At 41.7% G+C, this 26199-nt stretch carries 23 protein-coding genes and 1 pseudogene; 13 read left to right on the top strand and 11 right to left on the bottom strand.

What is annotated here, in order from left to right; all coding sequences use genetic code 11:
- The first annotated feature begins 3 nt into the window (after positions 1 to 3).
- Positions 4 to 1536 carry a pyridoxal phosphate-dependent decarboxylase family protein gene (locus tag ACEWB7_RS12100; RefSeq protein ID WP_034703653.1) on the top strand — a complete coding sequence of 511 codons (1533 nt, stop codon included), beginning with the start codon at positions 4 to 6 and terminating at the stop codon, positions 1534 to 1536.
- A gap of 88 nt (positions 1537 to 1624) precedes the next feature.
- Here ACEWB7_RS12100 and ACEWB7_RS12095 read toward each other — a convergent pair whose 3' ends face one another.
- The gene (locus ACEWB7_RS12095) at positions 1625 to 2677 is read right to left on the bottom strand and encodes an aromatic ring-hydroxylating oxygenase subunit alpha (protein WP_284879229.1); all 1053 of its coding nucleotides are present in this window, start codon (positions 2675 to 2677) and stop codon (positions 1625 to 1627) included.
- 303 nt (positions 2678 to 2980) lie between these two features.
- Here ACEWB7_RS12095 and ACEWB7_RS12090 point away from each other — a divergent pair, with 303 nt between their 5' ends.
- Positions 2981 to 4411, top strand: a complete 1431-nt coding sequence (locus ACEWB7_RS12090) for an aldehyde dehydrogenase family protein (protein ID WP_376745864.1) — start codon at positions 2981 to 2983, stop codon at positions 4409 to 4411.
- A 54-nt stretch (positions 4412 to 4465) separates the two neighbouring features.
- Here the strand turns inward: ACEWB7_RS12090 and ACEWB7_RS12085 are convergent, their stop codons facing one another.
- Positions 4466 to 4936: an Lrp/AsnC family transcriptional regulator gene (locus ACEWB7_RS12085; protein ID WP_313484273.1), complete on the bottom strand. Its 471-nt coding sequence runs from the start codon at positions 4934 to 4936 to the stop codon at positions 4466 to 4468.
- Between the two features lie 148 nt (positions 4937 to 5084).
- On the opposite strand from ACEWB7_RS12085, the gene ACEWB7_RS12080 reads away from it, so the two are divergent.
- From ACEWB7_RS12080 to ACEWB7_RS12040, 9 genes are all read left to right on the top strand, one after another.
- Positions 5085 to 6800: an alpha-keto acid decarboxylase family protein gene (locus ACEWB7_RS12080; protein WP_312308394.1), complete on the top strand. Its 1716-nt coding sequence runs from the start codon at positions 5085 to 5087 to the stop codon at positions 6798 to 6800.
- A gap of 43 nt (positions 6801 to 6843) precedes the next feature.
- Positions 6844 to 8226: an amino acid permease gene (locus ACEWB7_RS12075; protein ID WP_034703648.1), complete on the top strand. Its 1383-nt coding sequence runs from the start codon at positions 6844 to 6846 to the stop codon at positions 8224 to 8226.
- Positions 8227 to 8420: 194 nt separating this feature from the next.
- Positions 8421 to 9446: a substrate-binding domain-containing protein gene (locus ACEWB7_RS12070; RefSeq protein ID WP_034703646.1), complete on the top strand. Its 1026-nt coding sequence runs from the start codon at positions 8421 to 8423 to the stop codon at positions 9444 to 9446.
- Positions 9447 to 9546: 100 nt separating this feature from the next.
- A complete protein-coding gene (pstC, locus tag ACEWB7_RS12065; protein ID WP_034703645.1) occupies positions 9547 to 10926 on the top strand; it encodes a phosphate ABC transporter permease subunit PstC in 1380 nt (459 codons plus the stop codon).
- Positions 10923 to 12314, top strand: coding sequence for a phosphate ABC transporter permease PstA (pstA, locus tag ACEWB7_RS12060; RefSeq protein WP_312318438.1), 1392 nt, complete (start codon positions 10923 to 10925; stop codon positions 12312 to 12314). Before pstC ends, pstA begins: the two co-directional genes overlap by 4 nt.
- A 13-nt stretch (positions 12315 to 12327) precedes the next feature.
- Positions 12328 to 13251 (top strand): phosphate ABC transporter ATP-binding protein PstB, encoded by a 924-nt coding sequence (gene pstB, locus ACEWB7_RS12055; protein ID WP_034703641.1) that lies wholly within the window; start codon positions 12328 to 12330, stop codon positions 13249 to 13251.
- Between the two features lie 583 nt (positions 13252 to 13834).
- Entirely contained in the window at positions 13835 to 14797 is a 963-nt protein-coding gene (gene sohB / locus ACEWB7_RS12050) for a protease SohB (RefSeq protein ID WP_312318435.1), read from the top strand.
- Positions 14798 to 14906: 109 nt separating this feature from the next.
- Positions 14907 to 15329 (top strand): hypothetical protein, encoded by a 423-nt coding sequence (locus ACEWB7_RS12045; RefSeq protein ID WP_034703638.1) that lies wholly within the window; start codon positions 14907 to 14909, stop codon positions 15327 to 15329.
- Positions 15330 to 15391: 62 nt separating this feature from the next.
- Positions 15392 to 15631 carry a hypothetical protein gene (locus ACEWB7_RS12040; protein ID WP_034703637.1) on the top strand — a complete coding sequence of 80 codons (240 nt, stop codon included), beginning with the start codon at positions 15392 to 15394 and terminating at the stop codon, positions 15629 to 15631.
- A gap of 64 nt (positions 15632 to 15695) precedes the next feature.
- Here the strand turns inward: ACEWB7_RS12040 and ACEWB7_RS12035 are convergent, their stop codons facing one another.
- From ACEWB7_RS12035 to ACEWB7_RS12015, 5 genes are all read right to left on the bottom strand, one after another.
- Positions 15696 to 16337, bottom strand: a complete 642-nt coding sequence (locus ACEWB7_RS12035; protein ID WP_034703635.1) for a DUF2238 domain-containing protein — start codon at positions 16335 to 16337, stop codon at positions 15696 to 15698.
- 91 nt (positions 16338 to 16428) lie between these two features.
- A complete protein-coding gene (purB, locus tag ACEWB7_RS12030) occupies positions 16429 to 17817 on the bottom strand; it encodes an adenylosuccinate lyase (RefSeq protein ID WP_034703634.1) in 1389 nt (462 codons plus the stop codon).
- Positions 17818 to 17874: 57 nt separating this feature from the next.
- Entirely contained in the window at positions 17875 to 18606 is a 732-nt protein-coding gene (hflD, locus tag ACEWB7_RS12025; protein ID WP_004782648.1) for a high frequency lysogenization protein HflD, read from the bottom strand.
- Between the two features lie 7 nt (positions 18607 to 18613).
- The gene (gene mnmA / locus ACEWB7_RS12020) at positions 18614 to 19753 is read right to left on the bottom strand and encodes a tRNA 2-thiouridine(34) synthase MnmA (RefSeq protein WP_411580834.1); all 1140 of its coding nucleotides are present in this window, start codon (positions 19751 to 19753) and stop codon (positions 18614 to 18616) included.
- A 4-nt stretch (positions 19754 to 19757) separates the two neighbouring features.
- Positions 19758 to 20243 (bottom strand): NUDIX hydrolase, encoded by a 486-nt coding sequence (locus ACEWB7_RS12015; RefSeq protein WP_034703631.1) that lies wholly within the window; start codon positions 20241 to 20243, stop codon positions 19758 to 19760.
- 271 nt (positions 20244 to 20514) lie between these two features.
- Between ACEWB7_RS12015 and ACEWB7_RS12010 the strand changes: the two genes are divergently transcribed.
- Positions 20515 to 22449, top strand: a complete 1935-nt coding sequence (locus ACEWB7_RS12010) for an acyltransferase family protein (RefSeq protein ID WP_312308425.1) — start codon at positions 20515 to 20517, stop codon at positions 22447 to 22449.
- A gap of 84 nt (positions 22450 to 22533) precedes the next feature.
- Here the strand turns inward: ACEWB7_RS12010 and ACEWB7_RS12005 are convergent.
- The 3 genes and pseudogenes from ACEWB7_RS12005 to ACEWB7_RS11995 form a co-directional block, all read right to left on the bottom strand.
- A pseudogene (locus ACEWB7_RS12005) lies at positions 22534 to 22944 on the bottom strand (transposase family protein); the annotation flags it as partial.
- Positions 22945 to 22981: 37 nt separating this feature from the next.
- A complete protein-coding gene (locus tag ACEWB7_RS12000) occupies positions 22982 to 23386 on the bottom strand; it encodes a transposase family protein (RefSeq protein ID WP_004783114.1) in 405 nt (134 codons plus the stop codon).
- Positions 23387 to 23458: 72 nt separating this feature from the next.
- The gene (locus ACEWB7_RS11995; protein ID WP_411580831.1) at positions 23459 to 25051 is read right to left on the bottom strand and encodes an ATP-binding cassette domain-containing protein; all 1593 of its coding nucleotides are present in this window, start codon (positions 25049 to 25051) and stop codon (positions 23459 to 23461) included.
- 356 nt (positions 25052 to 25407) lie between these two features.
- Here ACEWB7_RS11995 and ACEWB7_RS11990 point away from each other — a divergent pair, with 356 nt between their 5' ends.
- Complete coding sequence (locus tag ACEWB7_RS11990; protein WP_034706545.1) at positions 25408 to 25923, top strand: DUF1543 domain-containing protein; 516 nt, start codon at positions 25408 to 25410, stop codon at positions 25921 to 25923.
- 31 nt (positions 25924 to 25954) lie between these two features.
- Here ACEWB7_RS11990 and ACEWB7_RS11985 read toward each other — a convergent pair.
- The coding region (locus tag ACEWB7_RS11985) for an IS30 family transposase (protein ID WP_180033861.1) at positions 25955 to 26199 on the bottom strand (245 nt) is incomplete at its 5' end.

Here is a 26199-nt window from a genome sequence, read left to right as displayed (position 1 = left end):
TTCATGGTAGATTTTGCAGAACACCGTAAAGCGTTACTCTGCAATGATGCTGCATCTATCGCTGACTATGAGTCGGCGATGGATCAGGCGACCAAAGCGGTTGCAGCATGGTTGCAAAACGACAAGATGTATACCGGCGGTAGCATCAAGGAATTGCGTAGCGCAATTGCGTTCAATCCTTCTAAAGAAGGCTTGGGCGTAGAGAAATCTTTAGAGCGTATGGTTGAGCTATTCCTCAACAAGAGCTTGAAAGTACATCACCCGCATTCGCTTGCGCATTTGCATTGCCCGACAATGGTCACTAGCCAGATCGCGGAAGTGTTAATTAACGCCACTAACCAGTCCATGGACTCTTGGGATCAAAGCCCAGCAGGTTCTTTGATGGAAGTGCAACTGATTGACTGGTTACGCCAAAAAGTCGGCTATGGCTCAGGTCAGGCAGGTGTTTTCACTTCTGGTGGTACGCAATCCAACCTGATGGGCGTGTTACTTGCACGTGATGCCTGCATAGCGAAAAACTGGAAAGACGAAAACGGTAATCCGTGGTCGGTTCAGCGTGATGGTATCCCTGCGGATGCAATGCGTAACGTCAAAGTCATCTGTTCTGAAAATGCACACTTCTCTGTGCAAAAGAACATGGCGATGATGGGCATGGGCTTCCAGTCCGTTGTGACTGTTCCTGTCAATGAAAATGCGCAGATGGATGTTGATGCTCTGGAAAAAACCATGGCGCATCTTCAGTCTGAAGGCAAAATCGTGGCATGTGTGGTGGCAACAGCGGGTACTACTGATGCTGGTGCAATTGATCCCCTCAAACAGATTCGTGAAATCACCAATAAGTATGGCGCGTGGATGCACATCGACGCAGCATGGGGTGGTGCACTGATCCTGTCGAATGACTATCGTTCTATGCTGGATGGTATCGAGTTGTCTGATTCAGTGACATTGGATTTCCATAAGCATTACTTCCAGACCATTTCATGTGGTGCATTCTTGCTGAAAGATGAAGCGAACTATCGTTTCATGCACTATGAAGCAGAATACCTGAATTCGGCATATGACGAAGAGCACGGTGTTCCTAACCTGGTATCGAAGTCACTACAAACCACTCGCCGTTTCGACGCATTGAAATTGTGGATGACTGTAGAAGCGCTGGGTGAAGAGCTTTATGGTTCGATGATCGACCATGGCGTGAAATTGACTCGCGAAGTGGCAGACTACATCAAAGCAACTGATGGTTTAGAACTTCTGGTTGAGCCACAATTCGCATCGGTATTGTTCCGTGTGGTTCCAGCAGGCTATCCAGCTGAGTTTGTCGATGCCTTGAATCAGAACGTCGCAGACGAACTGTTTGCACGTGGTGAAGCGAACATTGGTGTCACTAAAGTCGGTCAGGTTCAATCTCTGAAAATGACGACTTTAAGCCCGGTTGCAACCCTTGAAAACGTGAAGAACCTGTTGGCACTCGTGCTTGCAGAAGCGGACCGTATCAAGGATTCAATTGCGGATGGGACTTATACACCGCCAATTGCTTAATCAATTGCAGGTGAAAAAAAGGAGATCGTTAAGATCTCCTTTTTTATTGGAATTTGGCTGACACATAGATAATGATTTTTAAATAAAATTAAGCTGCAAATAAAGGACTAAAGCCTTTTTTCCTTAATAGTTTACGGTACATACTGGAGCTGCGATCTGCCGGGAAATGTGCTTCCAGAGATAAGTCTAGCGGTAAAAACTCAGGCTTCTGGTTTTCAACAATCAGGCGATCTTCTTCAAAAATCTTCAGATTAAAATCGTAGGCTTCTTCAACGGGTAAGTCTTTATCATAATTACGACAGATAGGAGCAAACAGTCGGGTCTGACGGGCGGTCATCGGTGAAGCAGCATTCATAATCACCTGTTTAGCATCATTCGGGAAATGGATGGTCAGGGTTGCGGTAAAGGGCAGACTAATTTCAAAATGCCGTAGCCATTTAAAATCTTCCTGACCGCGCTGATCTAACCCAATCGGATAACGGCCGACACTGCTGATATAGTCGGCATTAAAACCATATTCAGTTTCCGTTGTGGTGTAATCCGGGACTTCGACATCATTCGGATCACCAAAGGTATCCGGATGTACCCAGGCAAAATGGGCGACATCAATAAAGCCTTCTAGCTGTCTGCCAGCAAAACATTTGATGTCGACTTGTGGGCAAACCAGTTGCTGATAATCTGCATCATTCCAATAAGGCATCACTGGAATATTCGGTTCAGCATCTTTGTCAGCTGTCAGTGAACACCAGATCAGACCATAACGTTCAACCGCGGCATAGGTCCGTAAATGAAAACGATCTGAAATTTTATGCTGTGGATGGGCAGGGATACGGTTGCATTTACCTTGTGTACCAAAACGCAAGCCATGATAAGGACAGACGATGCCTTGACCATCATTTTTTCCCAGACTTAAAGGCACACCACGATGCGGACAGGCATCTTTGGCCACAACTAGTTCATCCTGCATCTTGTAAATGACCAGTGGCATATCTAACAACATTGTCCCTAGCGGCTGTTCAGAGACATCACGGGCTAAGGCCACTGGATACCAATATTGAGCCAGGAGATGCCAGTCATGTTCTTCAAATGTCATGTGAATTGGTAAATCTGGATTGAAAACTGGAATGGTTGTGCTATTCATGACGCTATCACTGTGATTCTTTATTTCCAATATAGGCCAATGTGATGTTCTACGAAATTTCAAAGATCAGGACATCCTGTTGCATAAATTCGAACAGGATGTAAGGAAGAATGAGCTATAGGCAAAAAATTAAAGGAAGCAATATTTAAAGTTCCAAAAAAGCATCCCGAAAGATGATTCTTCTATTTTCCATGCACAAAATGTGCATTCAGGACTTTATGCCTAATGTGATATGCAAGCTCCATTCAGACAAAATCAGCTAATGTCAGGGAACAACAAAAATATCTGATTCAGGATGAAGAGATGACTAATTTGCATGTATCCCAACCCGTTGGCTGTATTATTCAAGGAAAAATGGTACAAGGCGCTGCCGAAAGTTTTGTAGTGATCAATCCTGCTGATGAGCAGGTATTGGCACTGTGTTCCTCTCCCTCGGAAGCACAAATTGAAGACACCATCCGTAGTGCCGAGCAGGCTTTTCAGCAATGGAAAAATATGGATGATGCTGCGCGACAGGCAATCCTGCATCGTATTGCAGATCGTATTGAAGAACACCGAGAAGAATTAGCGCGTTTAGTGGTGCAGGAGCAGGGCAAACCCTATGCACTGGCTGAATTTGAAGTCGGTGGGGCCATTGCCTGGACCCGCTATCAGGCAGAACTCAAGATTGAAACTGAAATCTTACAGGATGATGCCAACAAGCGGATCGAACTTCATCATCGGCCTTTAGGGGTCGTGGGATCGGTTACCCCATGGAACTGGCCTTTAATGATTGCTGTCTGGCATATCATGCCGGCAATCCGCGCTGGCAATGTGGTGATCAATAAACCTTCAGAATTTACCCCATTGTCGACACTTCGACTCGGTGAGCTGATTCAGCAAGAGGTTGCACCTGGAGTGGTCTCTATACTTACAGGAGGCGGTGAGGTCGGTGCCAATCTGATCAGTCACCCTGCAATTGCCAAAGTGGTATTTACCGGTTCAACTGCGACTGGGCAAAGAATCATGCAAAATGCAGCCGCGACTTTCAAACATCTGACACTGGAACTTGGTGGCAATGATGCAGGCATTGTTTTGCCAGATACCGATATCCAGGCAATGGCAACCCGAATCTTTAATGGAGCTTTTATCAACATGGGCCAGACCTGTGCAGCGTTGAAACGGCTGTATGTGCATGACAGCCAATATGATTCACTGGCACAGGAATTAGTAAAAGTCGCACAGCAACAATCTCTGGGAGATGGTTTAGCCGAGACGACTACTTTTGGCCCAGTGCAAAACATCAAGCAATACCAAAAAGTTCAGACCATGATTCAGGAAGCTCAGGATGAAGGTGCAATAGTCATGACATCTGGTCAGAATCTACCGGATTCTGGTTATTTTATTGCACCAACAATTGTGACCAATGTAAGCCCAGATAGCCGTCTGGTGCAGGAAGAGCAGTTTGGTCCGGTGTTACCTTTGATTCGTTATCACGATATTGAAGAAGTACTGACTAAAGCTAACAATACAGATTTTGGTTTAGGCGGCTCGATCTGGTCATCCGATCTAGAGCAGGCACAACAGTTTGCACAGCGACTGAGTTGTGGTACGGCATGGATCAATACGCATGGTGAGATTTTCCCGCATGTACCTTTTGGGGGATGGAAGCATTCGGGCATCGGTGCCCAGTTCGGACTGAGTGGGCTGCTCGAAAATACGATTCAGCAGGTTGTTCATATTAATAAAACTTAAATCAAAAAAAAGCTCAAGTTAAACTTGAGCTTTTTTCTTTTACTTTAAGATATATCAACGTAATAAAGGGCGGGCAGCCTGAAAATCAAAATGTAATTGCTTGAATTTATTTAAGACAATATAAGATTTGATATGGCCGATAAAATTACAGCTCAGCAATTTTTCAGTCACAAAATTTGCCAGCATTTCCAGATTTTTGGCACCTACTTTTAACATGAAATCTGCATCACCACTTAAAGAAAAAGCTTCCTGAATAGCTTCTTCTTCAATCAATTGTTGAAAAGCGATCTTCGCTGCTGCGTCATGTGTTTTGAGATTGACCTGTACCATAGCCAAAACTGCAATCCCTAAAGCTTCAGGATGAATGCAGGCGCTATAACCTAAAATAATTCCTTTTTGCTCCAGCAGCTGACGCCGTCTAGAACATTGAGAGGCTGACAAACCGATTAAATCTCCGATTTCCTGATTCGTCAGGCGCCCATTTTTTTGCAAAGCCTGGATGATTTTCCAGTCAAATTTATCCATTGCATCCATTGCATCCATTGCATTGAATCCTTATCCGATACACGTTTTATGTGTTTTTGAATCATTGTGACTTGCATTATGCACGAAATCAGAAAATGAAATGCAATATTCTGTAATTGAAGCATGATAAGTGATAGGGAAAATAATAATGTTTATGGAAATTGGTCAGTACCTTAATCAGCGCCTGCAAGAGCTAGGAATTCAATATATTTTTGGTGTGCCAGGTGACTTTAATCTCTCCTATTTAGAACAGATCGAAATTGATCCAAAACTGGAATTTATTGGTAACTGTAATGAGCTAAATGCAGCTTATGCAGCAGATGGTTATGCACGTCTGCATGGTGTCGGCGCTTTACTCACCACTTATGGTGTTGGTGACTTAAGCGCGATTAACGGCATTGCAGGTGCATATGCCGAGCAGGTTGCCATGGTGCATATTTCCGGTATTCCGCCTTTGCATGCCGTAGAGCAGGGCGCTTTGTTACACCATACCCTGATTGATGGCGATTATGACAATATCATGAGTTGTATGCGCGAATTTACTGTGGCACAAACGCGTTTGACTCCAGCCAATGCAGTGAGTGAAATTGACCGGGTATTAAAGCAATGTATATTGATGCGTCGACCGGTTCATATTCAGCTTCCATCGGATATTACCCATCTTCAGATTAAAGTACCTAAGCAGCCTCTGGATCTGAGCCGTCCACAGAGTGATCCAAAACTTCTGCAAGAAACTGCGGCACGGATAGCCAAACGCATCAAACAGGCACGTCAGCCAGTCCTGCTCATTGACAATGAAGCAGAAATTTTCCAGCTTACCGATATGCTGCAAAATTGGGCTGAGCGCATGCAGATTCCCTATACCTGTCTGTCTACTGCCAAAAATATCATGAATGAAAGTCACCCCTTATATGCGGGCGTTTATGCAGGTGCAGCAAGCGCAGCATCGACTTGTCAGCTGGTGGAACAGTCGGATTGCCTGATCGCTATTGGGCCACGTTTTACCGATGTTGCCACCGCATTTTTCTCACATCGTGTATCCGCACAAAATATGCTGTATCTGGCGGATTCCTGTCTTTGTCTGGATGGGCAGATGATCAGTGGACTGGATTTAGCTCAGTTGATCCAAGCTATCTCAAAACAGACTTTAGATGATCAACCACGTACTTTTAATCCTGCAGCGAAACCATCGTTACAAACTCAACAGATCGAAGAAAATACTGCGCTGAGCCAAACTGCACTCTGGCAGCAGATTTCTGAATTCTTACAGGAAGATGATGTGATTGTGGCAGAAGTGGGCACCGCCAATGCGGGGGTGTCTGGACTAACCTTGCCAGTGACCGCCAAGTATCTGGTTCAACCGATCTGGGGATCGATTGGTTATACCTTGCCTGCTTTGCTTGGCAGTATGCTTGCTGCACCGAAGCGCCGTCATCTGTTATTTATTGGGGATGGTTCGATTCAGCTGACCATTCAGGAGCTCTCTACCTTATTAAGAGAAGGCTTAAAACCTGTAATTTTTATTTTAAATAATGGCGGCTATACCATTGAACGTTTGATTATGGGTGAAAATGCCAAGTACAACGATATTCAGAACTGGAAATACAGCCAGTTTGCTCAAGTCTTTTCTGCAGATACCCTGCATCAGGCTCATATAGTCAAAACCCCGGCAGAATTAAAGCGTACACTCGCACAAGTTCATCAGGCTGAGGAATTATGTCTGATTGAACTGCAACTCCCACGTATGGATGCACCACAACGTTTAAAACAGTTTGCTGAAGTCGTGGCACGCTATGACTATGGTGAATATGGTTATAAGCAGCTGGTTGAGCAGAATACACCTCCCTACAAAAAGGCAATCTAGCAAAATGTAGAAATTAAAAAAATTGTTCACAAGGAGTGACAATATGGATGTTGAAGATCATCAATTAAAAAAACAGCTTTCCAATCGGCATATCCAGCTAATCGCCTTAGGTGGAGCGATCGGTACAGGATTATTTTTAGGTTTATCACATACAATTCAGCTGGCAGGCCCATCAGTGCTTCTGGGCTATGCCATCGCTGGCATCATTGCATTTCTGATCATGCGCCAATTGGGTGAAATGGTGGTGCATGAACCGGTCAGTGGTTCATTCAGTTATTTTGCCAATAAATACTGGGGCAAAAAAGCAGGCTTTATTTCAGGCTGGAACTATTGGGTGCTCTATGTCTTAGTGAGTATGGCTGAGTTGAGTGCAATTGGTACTTTTATTCAGTTCTGGTGGCCGGAGATTCCGACCTGGCTCACGGCACTGGCATTCTTCCTGCTTATGAATGGGATCAATCTGGTCAATGTCAAATTCTTCGGTGAGAGCGAATTTATATTTTCCATGGTCAAGATTATTGCCATTTTAAGCATGATCGGATTCGGGATCTATCTGCTGTTTAGCGGTTCTGCAGGAAGTCAGGCCAGTGTGACAAATTTGTGGCAGCATGGCGGATTTTTCCCTGAGGGCTGGTCAGGTTTTATGATGGCACTTGCCGTGATTATGTTTGCATTTGGTGGGCTGGAGCTGATTGGTATTGCCGCCAGTGAAACCAAAAATCCAGAAAAGACCATTCCAAAAGCAGTCAATCAAATTGTCTACCGTGTATTGATTTTCTATATTGGTGCCATTGGCGTGTTGCTATGTCTGTATCCATGGAATCTGGTGGCGCAGGGCGGTAGTCCGTTCGTAATGATTTTCCAGTCATTGAACAGTCATGGTGTGGCGAATGTTCTTAATTTTGTAGTTCTGGTTGCTGCACTTTCGGTCTATAACAGCTGTATTTATTGTAATACCCGCATGTTGTTGGGTCTGGCTCAACAGGGTAATGCACCGGCATTTTTAAAGAAAATTAACCGCCGGGGTATCCCAGTAAATGCTGTTCTATTCTCGGCAGCAGTCTCCGGTATCTGTGTATTAATGAATTACCTCATGCCGGGTGAAGCTTTCGGTATTCTGATGCTACTGGTGGTTTCTGCTTTGGTAATTAACTGGCTGATGATTTCACTGACCCATTTGAAATTCAGAAAAGCCATGCAGGAACAGCAGCAGATGACCGCATTCCCAAGCCTGTTTGGCCGCTGGAGTAATTACCTGACAATTTCATTTATCATCATGATTTTAATGATCATGAGTTTTACCAAAGAAATGCAGATTGCCGTTGCATTGGTGCCGGTCTGGTTGCTATTTTTGACGGTGATGTATGTGATGAAATATCACAGGAAACCGGTACTCTTGCCTGAATCTACTGAACCCACCACTTAAATAGAAAGGCCCTGAAAAGGGTCTTTTTTCTATTATATTGTCTTGAGCAGGTAACGAATTAATTATCATAAAACCGTCATAAAGCTGTAACCCGGCTGTCATATTCTAAAATCAAAATGCGTGTATCGAAAAAGTACAAGACTTTATTAGAAAGTGGCGTACTCCAATAAATGCATCAATAAAGAGAGATGAGAATGCGCTTCAATCATATCGCAATTGCGTTGGCACTTTCAGGGGCAGCTGTTGCAACAACTGCAAATGCAGCTCGTGACACGATCCAAATTGCTGGTTCTTCTACAGTTTTGCCTTACGCAAGTATTGTTGCAGAAGAGTTTGGTAATACATTCCCACAATTTAAAGCACCTGTTGTAGGTTCTGGTGGTACTTCGGGTGGTTTGAAACAATTCTGTAATGGCGTTGGTGATAACACTATCGATATTGCTAATGCATCTCGTAAAATTAAAGACACTGAACTTGCAGCTTGTAAAAAAGCAGGTGTAAACCAAGTTCTTGAGATTAAAGTAGGTTATGACGGTATCGTGTTTGCATCAAACGCTAAAAAAGCGGCATTCAAATTACGTCCACAACATGTATTCGCTGCTTTAGCTGCTGAATTACCATCTAACGGTAAAATGGTTGCAAACCCATATACACGTTGGAACCAAATTGATCCAACACTTCCAAATGAAGCAATCACTTTAGTGATTCCTGCATCAAACCACGGTACACGTGAAGTGTTCCAAGAAAAAATGGTTGATGCTGGCTGTGAAACTTACCAAGCATTTGCGAAGTTAGATAAAGATGCACAGAAAAAGGCATGTTCTACATTCCGTAAAGATGGCCGTGTGATTGAAATTGCTGGCGACTACACTGAAACACTGGCACGTTTAAAAACATCTCCAAATGCAGTCGGTGTTTTTGGTTTAGGTTTCTATGATCAAAACCGTGACAAATTACGTGTAGCGACAGTTAACAACGTTGCTCCATCTGAGAAAACAATTCTGAATGGTTCTTACCCTGTATCACGTCCATTGTTCTTCTACGTGAAAGGTGAACATCTTAAATCAATCAAAGGCTTGAAAGAATTTACAGAATTCTTTGTAAGCAAAAAAGTATCTGGTAAAGGTTCTAAGCTTGAAAAAGCTGGTCTGATTTCAATGTCTGACAAAGAACGTGCTGCGGTACTAGCAAACTTCAAAGCGGGTAAAGCTGTTAAATAAAAGTATGGAAATAGCCAATGGCAGGGTCGACCTGCCTTTGGTTTTTTTGCAAAGAAACCGTTTTTTCAAAGTGTGTAATTGAAGAAACAGTGGAGATTACATGAATCTGCTCCTCATTGGTGTGTTACTGGCGATTATTGCCATTGCCTATCAAGTTGGCTTAACCAAGAGCCGTAAACTTGCAGGTAAAGGGAATAACTCAGCGATGCTGCATTCTCGACCGGGTTACTATGGTGCATTGGTCGCGTTGTGGTGTGGTATCCCAGCATTTTTAATTCTGATTGTTTGGAATTTAGTTGAACCAAGTATTTTTCAACAAGTCATTTTAAATCATGTGCCTGAACAAATTCGTGCGACGCTAGATCCGGCGAGTACAAGCGTGATGGTTGAGCGTGTACAAGCATTGGCTTCGGGTTTTGGGGTGAGCGATACACCAGCTGCTTATGAACTTGCAGCAGCAGAACAGTTAAAGAAAATTGAGAACATTGGTTCATTCGCGAAATTAGCAGTTGTTGTAAGTGCGGCATTGATTGGTTTAGTGATGGCTAAACGTCGCATTGCAGAAAAATATCGTGCACGAAATCAAGTTGAAAAAGTCTTAAATGTAGCATTGGCACTATGTTCAGGCGTGGCGATTTTGACCACTGTCGGTATTGTCATGTCGATGTTTAGTGAAGCAATGCGCTTCTTTAGTTTTGTTAATCCTCTCGACTTCTTCTTTGGTACTGAATGGAACCCAGGTTTTAGTACTTCGGGAAGTGCAGAAGGCAGTTACGGCTTATTACCTTTATTGTGGGGTACGCTCATGGTGAGTGGTATCGCATTATTGGTAGCTGTTCCTGTTGGTTTAATGATTGCGATCTATCTTGCTGAATATGCAAAACCAAGTTTTCGTTCATGGGCAAAACCTGCGATTGAAGTATTGGCAGGTATTCCAACCATTGTTTATGGTGTCTTTGCTTTAATGGTCATTGGTCCATTTGCTAAAGATTTAGGCGCAATGATTGGGCTCGACATTAATGCGACAAGTGCCTTAACCGCTGGTTTTGTCATGGGCATTATGATTATTCCATTTGTCTCTTCATTATCAGATGACATCATTACTCAAGTGCCACGAGCACTACGTGATGGTTCACTCGGATTAGGTGCGACAAAATCTGAAACGATTCGCCAAGTGGTTATTCCAGCAGCATTGCCAGGTATTATCGGTGCGTTCTTGCTTGCAGCATCACGTGCCATTGGTGAAACCATGATTGTGGTACTAGCCGCTGGTAATAGTCCGCTGTTACATATCAATCCACTCGAAGCGGTTTCGACAGTCACAATTACCATTGTGAATCAATTAACAGGTGATACAGATTTTGCGAGTCCTCAGGCCTTGGTTGCTTTTGCATTGGGCTTAACGCTGTTTGTAATTACTTTAGGTCTGAATATTGTTGCGCTGTACATCGTGCGTAAATACCGTGAGCAATACGAATGAGTACGACTAATATATCAAATATGGATCAAACATTCGATCCGCAAGCTGCTGCCGAGCAGCGTGAAAAGCGTAAAAAAATCATCGAAAGCTCATTGGCAAAGCGTCACCGTAAAGAAAAGACGTTTCGTATGTTTGGCTTCGGTGCGGTCATTACAGGTTTATTATTTGTTGCTTTGCTATTTGGCAGTATCTTGGCAAAAGGTTTACCTGCATTTTGGCAAAGTAGCATGACTGTGCCGGTGTTTTTTGATCCAGCAATTATTCAAGTCGGCCCTAAACCGGTTCAAAAAGAAGGTGAGTCACCTGCACAGTTTGAAGAGCGTTTTATTGCTTGGCAAACTGAAATGGGCATGGTGGATTGGGATGCGCTCATTGTTAACGGTATTGTTAAAAAAGCACCTGAAATTGCAAATCAAAGTGATGAGTTGAATAGTATTTACACCAGTTCCGAAGCTTATCGCTTACGTGATATGGTGATGAAAGATCCGTCATTGATTGGCAAAACGCAGGACTTCAAAATTCTAGCTGATGCGAATGTTGATGTATGGTTAGCAGGAAATATCGACCGTAGTCTGCCAGATGAACAGCAACAGCTGAGCCCTGAAGTACGTCAATTGGCCGATCAGTTAAAAGCCGATGGTGTAATCACGAATAGCTTCAATACAGAAATCTTTAAAAATCCAGATTCACGTAGTTCACCATCAACTTCTGGCTTAGCAGGCGCATTTATGGGCTCGCTATTTATGATGCTGATTGTGATTGTGTTGTCTATTCCAATTGGTGTGGCATCTGCTATTTACCTTGAAGAATTTGCACCGAAAAACTGGATTACTGACATTATTGAAGTCAACATCAATAACCTTGCAGCAGTACCATCCATCGTATTTGGTTTGTTGGGTGCAGCAATTTTTATTGGTTGGATGCATATGCCACTTTCTGCACCTGTTGTGGGCGGTTTGGTCTTAAGTTTAATGACACTACCAACCGTAATTATTACAACGCGTGCATCTTTAAAAGCCGTTCCACCTTCGATTCGCCAAGCCGCTTTAGGCTTAGGTGCATCACGCTTACAAACAGTTTTCCACCATGTATTGCCATTGGCTTTGCCGGGTATTTTAACGGGCGGTATTATTGGTGTTGCCCAAGCTTTAGGTGAAACAGCACCACTATTACTCATTGGTATGAGCGCCTTCGTTGCAAACGTGCCTGCTACGCCACTTGATCAATCGACTGCTTTACCTGTACAGATTTTCTTATGGCAGGGTAATGAATTGCGTAACTTCTTCGAAGGACGTACCGCAGCAGCGATTATTGTACTTCTTGCACTGATGATTGGCTTAAACAGCCTAGCCATTTGGTTACGTAAGAAATTTGAAGTACGCTGGTAATTGAGAGCATTATATGAATACAGTTATTACTCCAGAACAGAATTCCTTAGAACAGGATAAGTCCGTGAATCCAGAACCAACGCAATTTACCTCTGCTCAGGGCAGTCAAAAACAGCCATCGACTTCGTTTGTGTCTCAGTTCGATACACAGACAAGTCAAAAGAAAGATTCAAAATCAACTGATGTAAAAATTAGCACACAAGATGTTCATGTTTACTACGGTGAGACTGAAGCCATTAAAGGAATTGACCTAAATATTTATGCAAATGAAGTGATTGCATTTATTGGTCCATCTGGCTGTGGTAAATCAACATTCTTACGTACCTTAAACCGTATGAATGACACCATTGATAGCTGCCGTGTAACAGGTAAAGTGATGATGGATAATCAAGATATCTATGATCCAAATCTAGATGTGGTGTTACTACGTGCACAAGTTGGTATGGTTTTCCAAAAGCCAAACCCATTTCCAAAGTCAATTTTTGATAATGTCGCTTATGGTCCAAAATTGCATGGTCTGGCACGGGATAAATATGATCTGGAAGAAATCGTAGAAAACAGCTTGCGTAAGGCAGGGCTGTGGGATGAAGTCAAAGACCGTTTAAATCAGCCGGGTATAGGGTTGTCGGGCGGGCAGCAACAGCGTTTATGTATTGCACGGACGATTGCCGTTTCTCCTGAAGTGATTCTGATGGATGAACCTTGTTCAGCACTCGATCCGATTGCAACAGCTAAAGTTGAAGAACTGATCTCTGAACTTTCAACCCAATACACCATTGCTATTGTGACTCACTCCATGCAGCAGGCAGCGCGAGTCTCTGATCGGACTGCTTATTTCCATTTAGGTGATCTGATTGAAGTCAACTCGACCGAGAAAGTCTTTACTCAGCCTGACCATCAGCTTACAGAAGCCTATATTACCGGGCGTTTTGGTTAAGAAGTTTTATCTCAAGAAAGAAGGGCTAAAAAGCTCTTTTTTTATATCCAAAAGTAACCAAAGAATAAGATATATCAATTGAATCAGTGAAATGTGGAAAAATAAACCGAATCCTATTGTGCCCGAAATTCTTATAGAATATGCCGTCTTTGACATGGCAGAGCTGTCAAAAGATAGATGTTAAGAAAAGGTTGCATCCGCTATGGAAACACTCAAAACGATGTCAGTTTCTCTGATGCTGCTGATCGCATTAAGTTTAAGCATCGGTGGTCTGTGGCATCAATTACAAAGCGGCAGCATGTTTTATACACTGATTTGATTGCTGTATGGACTCAGTTTGAATTTCTATTTCAAAAAGCAGGAAAAAACCTTATATACGAATTCTGCTGTATTGCTAGGAGTTATTGTCTGGGCAGGTTATCAACATGGTATTAATTTTCTATAGTGCGAATTATTTTTGCCTTACTAAGACCATATGGATACTGCTCCGTTTCAGCAATTAAACAACAATATTCTATTGAAAAAAATTCATTTGACCTTATCTTAAATTCAAACCTATATAAATAATTGAGACCCGATTTTTATGTTATTTCATACCCCCAAATTACCCGCTGAAATCCGTATTAGTCATTTGAATGCGCGCATTAATGAGCAACGAAAAAAAATAGCGCAAACAACTTCATCTAAACTGGAACTTTTGCAATTAAGCCAGCAATTGTCAAAAGAAGCGCGTGCGCGTAAGAAAACTAACCAGAAAATCTATGTTCTCGATTTTAAAGGTGATATGGCTGCGTCAGCAGTAGAAAGCTTGCGTGAAGAAATTACCCTGATTCTATCTACAGCGAAAGCTGGTCGTGATCGTGTCATTGTACGTTTAGAAAGTCCGGGTGGTATGGTACATGGTTATGGTCTTGCAGCTGCGCAGCTGGTGCGCTTACGTGAAGCGGGTTTTCATGTGACCATCTGTGTTGATAAGGTTGCAGCCAGTGGCGGTTATATGATGGCGTGTATTGCAAATGAAGTGCTTTCTGCACCGTTTGCGATTGTGGGTTCAATTGGGGTAGTGGCACAGGTACCGAACTTTAACCGTCTGCTGAAAGAAAACAAGATCGATTTTGAGCTTTATACTGCGGGTCAATACAAACGTACGGTGACCATGTTTGGTGAAAATACCGAAGAGGGTAAAGCCAAGTTTGAAGAAGAATTGCAACAGACACATGCCTTGTTTAAACACTTCGTAGAAAAATATCGCCCACAGTTAAATGTTGAAAAAGTGGCAACGGGTGAACACTGGTATGGTCAGGATGCCCTAGATCTGAATCTGATAGATAAACTGCAAACTTCCGATGAATATCTGCTAGGTCTTTTACCGCAACATGATGTGTATTTAATCCATACCCGTAAAAAACCAACGCTGGGCGAAAAACTAGGTTTGCAAGCAGCACAAATTGCAGATTCTTTTATCCCTGCGATGATGAATAAAGTAGTAGATACGCTAACCAAAGCCAATTCAAATCTGGTACAGATGCGCGATCCTAAACTTTAATTTGTTATTCAGTTATGAATCTAAAAGCTCACTTCGGTGGGCTTTTTTTATAATTTAAAATCAAAAAATTGTGATATAAGTAACTGACTTATAGTGGTTTCTCATTTATATGCTCACGTTTCTTTTACTATTAGGCTTCTTCAGTATCATTTTTATTCCGATGCTATGTATGTTCTATTCTGAAGCGAAATTAACCACTGACGAATCGAAGAAGATGTTATTTTGGCTCAGCTTTCTTCCGGGCACTTCAATCTTTTTACTTTACGCATTTTTAAAGCCAGATGCTATACCTGTAATTCCTTCGCAGGACTGTGGCGTGATTCAATTTTACCAATTCAATGCTCGTCGTAGTGGTTACTTTGAGCGTGTCAGCATCCGCTTTGATGGTGCTCAATATAATCGTCATCTATTTTTTGATCAGCATCTAAAGAAAATTCCTCAAGGGCAGAAGGCCTGCTTTGAATATTTAGATAAGTTCAAATATCCGCATTTGGCAGAATCTAAGCTGGTTAAATGGATTGAATCTTCATAAATATCAGCCATGACTATTGCTCATCAGCTAAAATGAAGCATATTTCCATTAAGAGCAGAAAGATGGCCGTAGCTGAAGCATTTTTAGCAATCCAAAATTGTTATTTTAACTATGAATTTGAACAACTGAATTTAGCGGATGATTTCCCTGAAGAGTTGTCTGTTTCTCTACGGGGAATCATGTACAGACATGAGATTCAATATCCTGATGCCACCTATTATATTTATTACAGCGAGATATTGACGGGTAATGAATTGCAAAAAATGAAAGATGATTTGCAGCGATATTGCCCACTTCCATAATTGAAAAACATGAAGGTAATTAAATCCATGATTCAAAACTTTAATTCATGATGATCTAAAAAGCTCACTTTAATGAGCTTTTTTTATTTTGTGAAATCAGCATCAGTGCACCCGTAAACATCGACCCGACTGTTGCTAAAAACATATCTTTATGGGCATCCCACATGTCGCCTTGCTGACCATTATAACTTTCTGCCTGTTCAGGGGATGAGCCAATCGCAATCAGCCATTCGATCCATTCATAAATCAGGCTGGTTGCCATGACAAATTGAATGACTAACAAGAAAATTGTGAATGGTTTTTGCTGCGGTAGCCAGACCTGAAACAGCCGGTAAAATACCGGGTAGAGTAGAAGGCCAAAAGCCAGGTGTACAAAACGGTCAAACATGTTGCGTGACCAGCCCATGGCAGCATTCAGGTCAAAGCCAAACAGTGTCTGAGTCCATTCATTATAAGGTACATAAGAATACAGATAATGTGCAGCAACCACATGAATCAGCAGAAAAGCCAGATAAAGGTTGAAACTGAAAAAGCTCAATCCGATTTTATACAGGCACAAGATCAACATAACGATCATAAAAACTGTACCTGTTTGATGGAGCAAATAAGATTCTATTTCTAAAGGCTGAATACTGGCAAAGATAATCGCAATTGCCAAAATCCCTAAACTAACAAAATGTTTGCTGCTTAATCGATGATCTATCATCTTGTTATCTGTCGTTTTGTTTTAAAGTTGAAAATAATTATAAATAAAAAAAGCGAAGCCGGAGCCTCGCTTTTGGTCTTAATTATCTAAATTAGATTTTAGAAATTAAGTCTTTAATTTGTTTTGCCTGGTCAGCAGCATTACCTGTATAAGTTGCAGGGGTCATTTCAGCCAGACGTGCACGGTCTGCAGCAGGAACTGCTTCAAGCTCATTACCATTCACGAAGCTCACCATCATGTCACGAGTCATCGCTTGACCACGAGTCAGTGCTTTCAGTTTTTCGTATGGTTTTTCAACGTTATAACGACGCATTACTGTTTGGATTGGTTCAGCCAGAACTTCTTGTGCGTGGTCAAGATCTTCAAGAATACGAGCAGCATTCAGTTCAAGTTTACCGATACCTTTTAAGCATGCCTCAAACGCGATCAAGCTTTGTGCAAAACCAACACCCATGTTACGAAGCACAGTAGAGTCAGTCAGGTCACGCTGCCAGCGAGATACAGGCAGTTTTTCGCCTAGGTGAGCCAATACGGCATTTGCAATACCCAGGTTACCTTCAGAGTTTTCAAAGTCGATTGGGTTCACTTTATGCGGCATGGTAGAAGAACCCACTTCGCCTTCTTTCAGTTTTTGTTTGAAGAAGCCAAGAGAGATATAACCCCAAACGTCACGGTTAAAGTCGATCAGGATGGTATTGAAGCGACGCAGTGCATCAAACAGTTCCGCCATATAGTCGTGCGGTTCGATCTGAGTGGTGTACGGGTTGAAAGTTAGACCTAAAGATTCCACGAAAGCTTGTGAGTGAGCAGGCCAGTTGATTTCTGGGTAAGCAGAGTAGTGTGCATTGTAGTTACCTACAGCACCGTTGATTTTGCCCAGCAATTCAACATTTTTGAACTGTTTGATTTGACGAGCCAGACGGTAAGCCACGTTCGCCATTTCTTTACCCAAAGTGGTTGGGCTGGCAGTTTGACCGTGAGTACGAGACAGCATTGGCTGTTCAGCGTGAGTCTCAGCCAAAGCCACGATTGAATCGATAATTTGTTGCATAGACGCGATTAAAACATCACGGCCATTTTTCAGCATTAAAGCATGAGACAGGTTATTGATGTCTTCAGAGGTACATGCAAAGTGAATGAATTCACCCGCATTTTTCAGCTCTTCAATCCCTGCAATTTTTTCTTTCAGGAAATACTCAACCGCTTTCACGTCATGGTTTGTAGTACGTTCGATCTCTTTAATGCGGTTGGCATCTTCTTCAGAGAAGTTGGCAACAATCGCATCAAGTGCAGCATTGGTTTCAGATGAGAAAGCTGGCACTTCAGTGATTTCAGGACGGTTGGCAAGCGCTTGTAACCAACGCACTTCAACAGTCACACGAGCATGGATCAGACCAAACTCAGAAAGAAAAGGGCGCAGCGCATCACATTTGCTAGCGTAGCGTCCATCTAATGGAGAAAGTGCAGTTAAAGCGTTCATATCGATTCCCTAAATTTTGGAATTAAACGAAAAACGGTGCGCGTACAACAACATGGTTTAGATCACCTGAAACTGTAAGCGCGCGAGATTTTGGATATCCTGTAGCAGCTTGCGCTTGCCAAAAATCATGCCCCATGAACTGCCGCCAAGCTGCCGCCATAAGTGCGCCATCTGCAGTCCAGTAAAGAGTGAAGCACGGATGCGGTTGGTATGACCGGAATCTTTAAAGGCTTCAGCATTGCCACGCACCATGATCCGCGGATTGATCTGGCCGGCGGTATCCACATAGGTTTGAGCAAGATTGGCAATGATGCTGGGGTGCATGTAATTGTTATCGAAGAAGGAGAGCTGTCTGAGGATTTTTTGCTGGGATTGTTCGATGATTTCAACAAACTTGGGATTACTATAGACCTTCTTTTCTAACTGAAGAAGTGCCATGGCATAGGACATTGGAAGTTTGGTCGATGAAAGTTTTGGAAGTCTGGATTTTGGGGACGTATTAAAAGGTTGGGTAATGCTGCTTTCCAGGGTTTTTAAACCGAGGGAAATATCGGCCAGCTGATTAAAGAAGTCTAAGGTCTGGGCATTTAACTTGCCACTTGGACGGATATTTAAACTGGCTTTAATCAACTGCTCAAAATAGAAATTACCGCTTTCACCAATGCTTTGCTGTCCCGTCAATGCAGTCATATGCGTCAGCTGGGTGGCCTGAAAAACCCCTGCCAGCGCCAATGCACGATTTTGACGAACATTCAACGTTGTGGCTTGTTGAAACGGTAACTCCGTCATGCCGAAATCATCCTTTAATAAAATCAGGTTTAGGCGCATTGGTATGATGAATCACGCCACCACCTAAACAAACTTCACCTGAGTAGAATACAACGCTTTGACCCGGGGTCACAGCACGTTGCGACTCATCAAATTCAACACGAACACCGTTTGGTGTTTCTGGATCCTTGAAAATAGTACACGCTTGGTCAGGCTGACGGTAGCGGGTTTTTGCCGTACAGCGGAAACCTGATTCAGGAATATCCTGTTCACCGGCTACCCAGTCAATCGCTTCAGACCACAATATGGTACTTTGCATCAGTGGATGCTCATGGCCTTGACCCACTACCAGACGGTTACCTTCAATATCTTTATGCAGTACAAACCAGGCACCTTCTTCCGCGCCTTTCATACCGCCAATACCGATCCCGCCGCGTTGACCGAGCGTATAGTACATTAAGCCGTGATGATCACCAACCTCTTTGCCATCTTCCAGCACGATTTTTCCAGGTTGCGCCGGCAAATATTGCTTTAAGAAGTCATTGAAGCGACGTTCACCAATAAAACAGATACCTGTAGAATCTTTTTTCTTCGCTGTTGCCAGACCTAATTCTTCTGCAATTTTACGGACTTGCGGTTTTTCAATTTCGCCGACAGGGAACAGGGTCTTATTAATTTCACGACCATGGACCGCATGCAGGAAGTAAGTCTGGTCTTTATTATTGTCATAACCACGCAGTAATTGAGCATATTGCTCACCACGTGAATTGGTCATGGTTTCGCCGCGACGACAGTAGTGACCAGTGGCAATAAAGTCAGCGCCGAGATTGATCGCATGATCCAGGAAGGCGCGGAATTTGATTTCTTTATTACACAAAATATCCGGGTTTGGGGTGCGGCCAGCAGCATATTCAGCCAGGAAATGCTCGAACACGCGATCCCAGTATTCCATCGCGAAGTTGGCGGTATGCAGTTTGATCCCGATCTTGTCGCAAACGGCTTGTGTATCGGCAAGATCTTCCATTGCCGTACAGTATTCTGTGCCGTCATCTTCTTCCCAGTTTTTCATAAAAAGACCTTCAACCTGATAACCCTGTTGAAGGAGGAGAGCTGCAGACACAGATGAATCTACACCACCAGACATACCGACGATGACACGTTGTTGCATAGGATTAGGCATCCAAATTTGAAATTAAGGGAGAATTTTGGTGCTCGTAAATGAGCGATAAAGGATAGTGTTTGCCAGCTTGGGCATCCTGCACGGCTTTAATCACCAATGGGCTGCGAGCACGTGCGGTTTCAACCAGTTCATCCAGCGTCATCCAGACTGCACCGACAATACCGGTATCCAGTTCAGCATTTTCATCATGGCTGACGGCTTCTGCTCTCAGGCAGAAACGGAAATAGGTACGATCCGGGAACATCGGCGGGGTATAGGTATAGATGCCGATCAGATCAGTAACATTGACCTGATAACCGGTTTCTTCCATGGTTTCACGAATGGCTGCTTCGACAATGGCTTCACCTGCCTCCACATGGCCTGCCGGCTGATTGAATACAGTATGGGTAACACCTTCAGTATGTTCTTCAACGAACAGGAATTTTCCATTTTTTTCGACGACAGTTGCGACAGTGACGTGAGCAGTCCAAGCGGTCATAAAGGAGCACCATGGAATAAAAACTGTATTCTACAAAATTTAGGCGGCGGTGGCTATGTCGATACTCGGGATTTTAATTTAGATGATTAACAATAAAGGTATTTGGCGAAAAAGAAAACGTAGAATATAATGAGTACATAAAATACTAAAACAGTAATATTTGCATTCTACGCTTTAATATAAGAATTTGATTTAAAATAAAATTTAATAAAAATTAGCAGTATTTCATAACAATTAAAATAAATAACAGGCTTTATAGGACAGGATTCCAATGAAATTCAGAACAGACATCAATGGCCTCAGAGCAATTGCCGTGATTGCAGTCATGCTATTTCATTTTAATGCGGCCTGGATACCTGGCGGTTTTGTTGGAGTAGATGTCTTCTTTGTGATTTCAGGCTTTTTAATGACTGGAATCATATTTAAAGATTTAGAACATGAAAAATTTTCTATTCTGAAATTTTATGTGGCTCGTGCGAATCGGATTATTCCGGCTTTGGCCGCGCTGTGTCTGGTATTAATGATTTTTGGCTGGTTTTATCTGACGCCTTTTGATTACAAGTTATTGGGTAAGCATGCCGCGAGTAGCATGACTTTTTTATCCAATATCAGTTACTGGAAGGAATCCGGTTATTTTGAGGCAGGCACTCACGAAAAGTGGTTATTACATACCTGGTCACTTTCCGTAGAATGGCAATTCTATATGATTTATCCACTCGTTCTCATTGCCATGCGCAAGTTCATGTCCATCCAGACCATGAAATTTGTGCTGCTGGCAGGAACGATTTTAGGATTCATTCTATCTGTGATCGCTACCTACAAATGGCCAAATCCGGCTTATTTCCTGTTACCTACCAGAGCCTGGGAAATGATGATCGGGGGAATTGCTTATCTTTACCCTTTGACCTTGCAGGAAAATAAGAAAAGGTTGCTGGAAGGAACGGGATTGGCACTTATTTTAGGGTCTTATTTCTTCATTTCAGCAGAAGATTTGTGGCCTGGCTATCTGGCAGTTTTTCCTGTTATCGGTACCTTCCTGATGATTCAGGCACATCGAAATGACAGCGTTATTACCAATAATATTGTGTTTCAAAAATTAGGGACCTGGTCTTATTCTATTTACCTCTGGCACTGGCCTTTGGTGGTTCTGATCTATATCTACTCATTGCCTGAATATTATGTGTATGCCGGAATAGTACTTTCTATAGTGTTAGGTTTTCTGAGCTATAAGTATATTGAGCAGATTAAATTACCTTCATACCATCAATGGAAAGATATTTATCGTATAAAACCGCTTTATTTTTCTCTAGTGCTCATAAGCTTAGGAGTTACTTTAAATATATTTAATGGTTTTAATACAGATCTGCGCCAAGGTGCAGCCTCAGAACAGGCAAAATTTTTAGATTATTATAATGAGAAATTCAAAAATTTAAGGGATGCGTACTGGCTGAAATGTGATACTTACGTGAGCCTGACCGAGCATAATAGTTATGATCCTGATCCGGTCTGTATCACGAAACAAAAGGAAGGCGGGGTGTTCTTATGGGGAGATTCTCATGCTGAAGCACTTTCTTTAGGGCTGAGAACATTACTGAAATCCAAGGATATCCCTTTTTATCAGAAAACCTCTTCCATTTGCAGGGCATCGCTGACCGAGATCAACTACCATAAAGGAGCTTATAAAGAAGCCTGTGATTATTCCAATAAATTGGCGCTAAAGAGCATCGCAGAACTTAAGCCCAAAATTGTGGTTATCACTCAAGCCCTGAAACACGATGAAACCAATTGGGAAAACATCGGGAAAAGTTTACTTCAGCTTGGCGTATCCAATATCGTCATTGTGGGGCCAATTTCGCAATGGAAACCTTCGCTTCCGAAAGTGATGGTGAAACCGAAAAACTGGAATAGTGCTGAAGATTTTATATTTGATGCCGGGCTGGATCTAAGAGCAGTTCAGGTAGACGAGAAAATGAAAAAATTACAATATCCTCAGGGAATTACCTATATATCTCTTATTGATCATCTATGTAAAAAAGATGATGTTCAGCAGCAATACAAATGTCGGATTCGTGCAGCTCAAGGAGAAGACCTGCTTCAGGTGGATTATGGACACCTAAGTGAATCAGGCTCTCTATTTGTGGGGAATACCATACTGTCAAAATATTTATTAAATTTATATTCTCAGAGTGTGACTACAAAACAATAAGCTTATTTCCCGTGATTGATCAGCCACCTGTTGAGGTGGCTTTTACATATATAAGTTTAATGAAAATTATTCATTAGACTTCCTTCATAAATCATTTTTCAACCAATTTAATTGTTTATCTTTCACCCAATCTAAATTGTATATGCCAGCAAGTAAATTAAACCGCAGGTTTAATCGTTTACGACGATTTCTATATACACAAGATAAAATCTTAAAACATTTCATCCTTCCAAATACATGCTCTACTTGAATTCGTCTACGACCAATCTCTTTATTTAACTTTTTTAATTCAGAATCTAGTTGTTCAGTTTTCTTTGCTTTAGATGGCATGAGGCATCCAAAACCCAATTTCTTTATCCCTAAATACCCCTTATCAACGATAAAAAAGGGCTTAAATTTTAATTTCCTCATGCTTTTTTTTAATATTTTAAAATCATGCATGCTTCCATGACTTCCACATACACTCAGTATTTCACCTGTTGTATAGTGCATAGATAGCTGAAATTTAAAGGTATGTCGCTTTTTTTTACCGCTATACCATTTCTTCTGTTTTTTTTGGACGTTGAACTAATATTTCAGTTGCATCAATCACAACAACTTCCCAATCTACTTCATCTCGATTAGGAAGTTGTTTTGGCAAGTTAAATTTTCCAGAACGGATTAAGGTATCTTCAATAACACGTGTGATACGAATTGCACTCGTTTCAGATACACCGTAACTCATACCAAGATGAAAAAATGTTCGATATTCTCTCCAATATTCTATACATAAGAGCAAACGATCTTCCAACGGTAATTTATGCGGTCGTCCTTTACCAATATGACAAGGTAAATGCTTATTTAGCTCGGCCAACATGAGGTTAAATGTAGCCCAACTAACACCGGTAAGCCTACGAAATTTAACGTCTGATAATTTTTGAATATCTTTGAATTTCATCCAAGAATTATCCCTTGAATTAAATAATTTTGCTGATTAATTTAAGATCAAATAAATTGTACGTTTTTTGATTTATGACGGAAGTCTATTCATATTGAATACTTCAGTGATCTCGCAATCACGCACAAACTGTTCATCGTGTGAAACTAAAACTACAGCGCCTTTATAAGACCGAATTGCACTTGCCAGCAAAGCTTTAGACTCAATATCCAGATGATTTTCTGGCTCATCCAATAATAAAAGTTCGGGTTGAGGGGAGACCTGGCTAAGACCTAATAATGCTACTTTGAGTTTTTCACCACCACTTAACTGAGACAAAGGATAAGTACCTTTATCACCACGAATTCTGAGTTGGCCCAACAGATTACGCCATTCCACTTCCGGAATATCAGGATTCATCTGCCTTAAATTTTCAATCGCACTTAGTGCCTCATTGAGAAAACTAAAATTTTGATCCAGATAAAAACAGCTTCGTGCCAGAAATATTTGATCTAGAGGTTGCTGCTTTTGTTGGGCGACCAGTTTCAGCAAAGTGGATTTACCAATTCCGTTTCGGCCTATAATATGGATCTTTTCAGCTGCACTTAAAGCAAGATTCACAGGCTGTGGAGTACCAAAAGGAAGCTTTAACTCTTTAACCCGCAGAATTTCACCAGACTGTGGTTTAAGGTCTGGAAATTGAAATAGCTGAGGTTTTATCTTTTCGAGTTGCTGCTTTTGAAATTTTAACTCAGATTGTTCATTGGAAATTTGCCGTTGGTGCTGTGCCTGAACTTTACCTATACTTTGACCAGCCTGTTCTTTTTTAAAGTCTAAAAGCACTTTGGCTTGGGAATTCGAATCACGTAATTTGTTTCCGGCACGTTCCCGCTTTTGTGCTTTCATTAAAACGTCATGCTGCTTGTGCTTCATCTGTTTAATATCACGCTGACTCTGCTGAATTGACTGTTCGAGTGAAGTGACATTTTTCTGATACTGTTCAAAAAACTCCGCATAGTTTCCAGTAAAGTGCTGTAATCCATGCTCATTTAAATAATAAATATGATCAACCTGATCTAGCAAAGTCCGGTCATGACTAATGATCAACGCACCAGCAGGATGTAACTTTAAATGCTCTATTAACCATGTTCGTGCTTCACGATCCAGATGGTTGCTCGGCTCATCCAGCAATAAATAATATTCAGGCTTTAAGAACAAGCTACATAAAGCAAGTTTGGTCTTTTGGCCCTCACTCAAATATTGTACGGGAAAGTCCAGATCGGTGGGTAATTGTGCTGAACTCAACAGTTGCTGCCATTGATGCGGCAAATGCCAACTATCCTCAAGTAGCTCATAATCCTCGAAACTGGCTGTACCATGTTCAACATTTTTAAAAGCACGATGTAATTGACTTACTTCGAGTGCTTCAGCAATTGTGGCTGCCTTTAACCGATGCAATTGTGGTAGATCGGCATGATGCATTTGCCAGGAAACTTGGCTTGAGCAATGTGGAGAAGAATGCTGAGCCTGATACAAAAGCTGCATGAGCAAAGACTTACCTTGTCCATTACGGCCAATTAAAGCGCTGACCTGAGCTTTAGGAAGGGTAAAATTTAAATTCTGAAATATGACTTTGGAAGGGAATTCTAAAGTCAGATTGGATATTACACATGCCTGTTGAGTCATAAATAACCTCATAAATACAGGATGCACAAAATAAACAAGAGATTTTTTCTAGAAAAGATCAAGCCAGACGATCTATTTTGCACATCAATCTAAAAATAATCGTTGATGAGAAAAATAGACTTACTTCATTGGCGTGACTCACTTATAAGAGAAGGGGAATTCGGACCTTATTTTAATACAAATAAGCTTGCTTAAAAATAGATCAAATTAGGATCTTTTATCCAATATATTGATGCTGATTTAAGTAAATTTCAGGATTTTAAGAATATGAGATGATTTACTTGAAGTTGAACGAGTAAGTTCCATTTACACTATGCGGATAAAGTTTTTTCTATTTTACTTTTAAAGGATTTTTTATGTCTGAATTTAAGCTCTACATTACTTTATTGGGTGGCAAGCATGAAAAAGCCAATGTAGAAGTACATGACGTAATTCCGGTCATTAGTTCAGATATTAAGACAGCTTTCCCATATTTGAAGCAGCAATGGTTTGGTGTGCAAAAAGGCCTGCATGTCGATGGCTGGATGATGATCAATGGTGTTAGCTATCAGGATCTGAATTATCAGGTTCAGGTGACGGACACACCTGTAAAACAGGATTTAAAATTATTCCTGATCAATCTAGGTGCTTATGTGCCAGATCAGTTTGGTGAAATCCATAAATATCTGGTAGTTGCTGCAAAAAATAAGACTGAGGCTAAAGCACAAGGCAAGCTGGCCATTGAAAAGACCTGGTTTAAACCTCATACCGATGCCGTGATTGATGTAGATGATTGCTTAGAACTGAACAGGATTGACCAGAAATTTGTGCATCTGGTAGAGGGAGACTTTGAAGCCAATAGTTTTAAGAATGATTATGTGGTTATTCCTTGATTTAAATAAGGCTACATAAAGTAGGGCGAATTCAAACATGAGGTGCGACAGTTTCAAAAGCCTTATGATAATCAACAAGCTGAGCAAACTTCTCTAATGGTGTAAGCCAATCTAACGCTTTTCTAGGACGAGTATTCAGTGACATGGCGACTTGATTTAAATAATGCTGATCTGCCTGATTTAAATCAATCCCTTTAGGTAAATATTGCCTAATTAAACCATTCATATTTTCGCATGTGCCTTTTTGCCATGGTGAATGTGGGTCACAGAAATATA

It is taken from the genome of Acinetobacter sp. NIOH-H-8 (genome assembly GCF_046635365.1).
Lineage (GTDB): Bacteria > Pseudomonadota > Gammaproteobacteria > Pseudomonadales > Moraxellaceae > Acinetobacter.
This window is presented reverse-complemented; position numbering and strand designations above follow the sequence as displayed.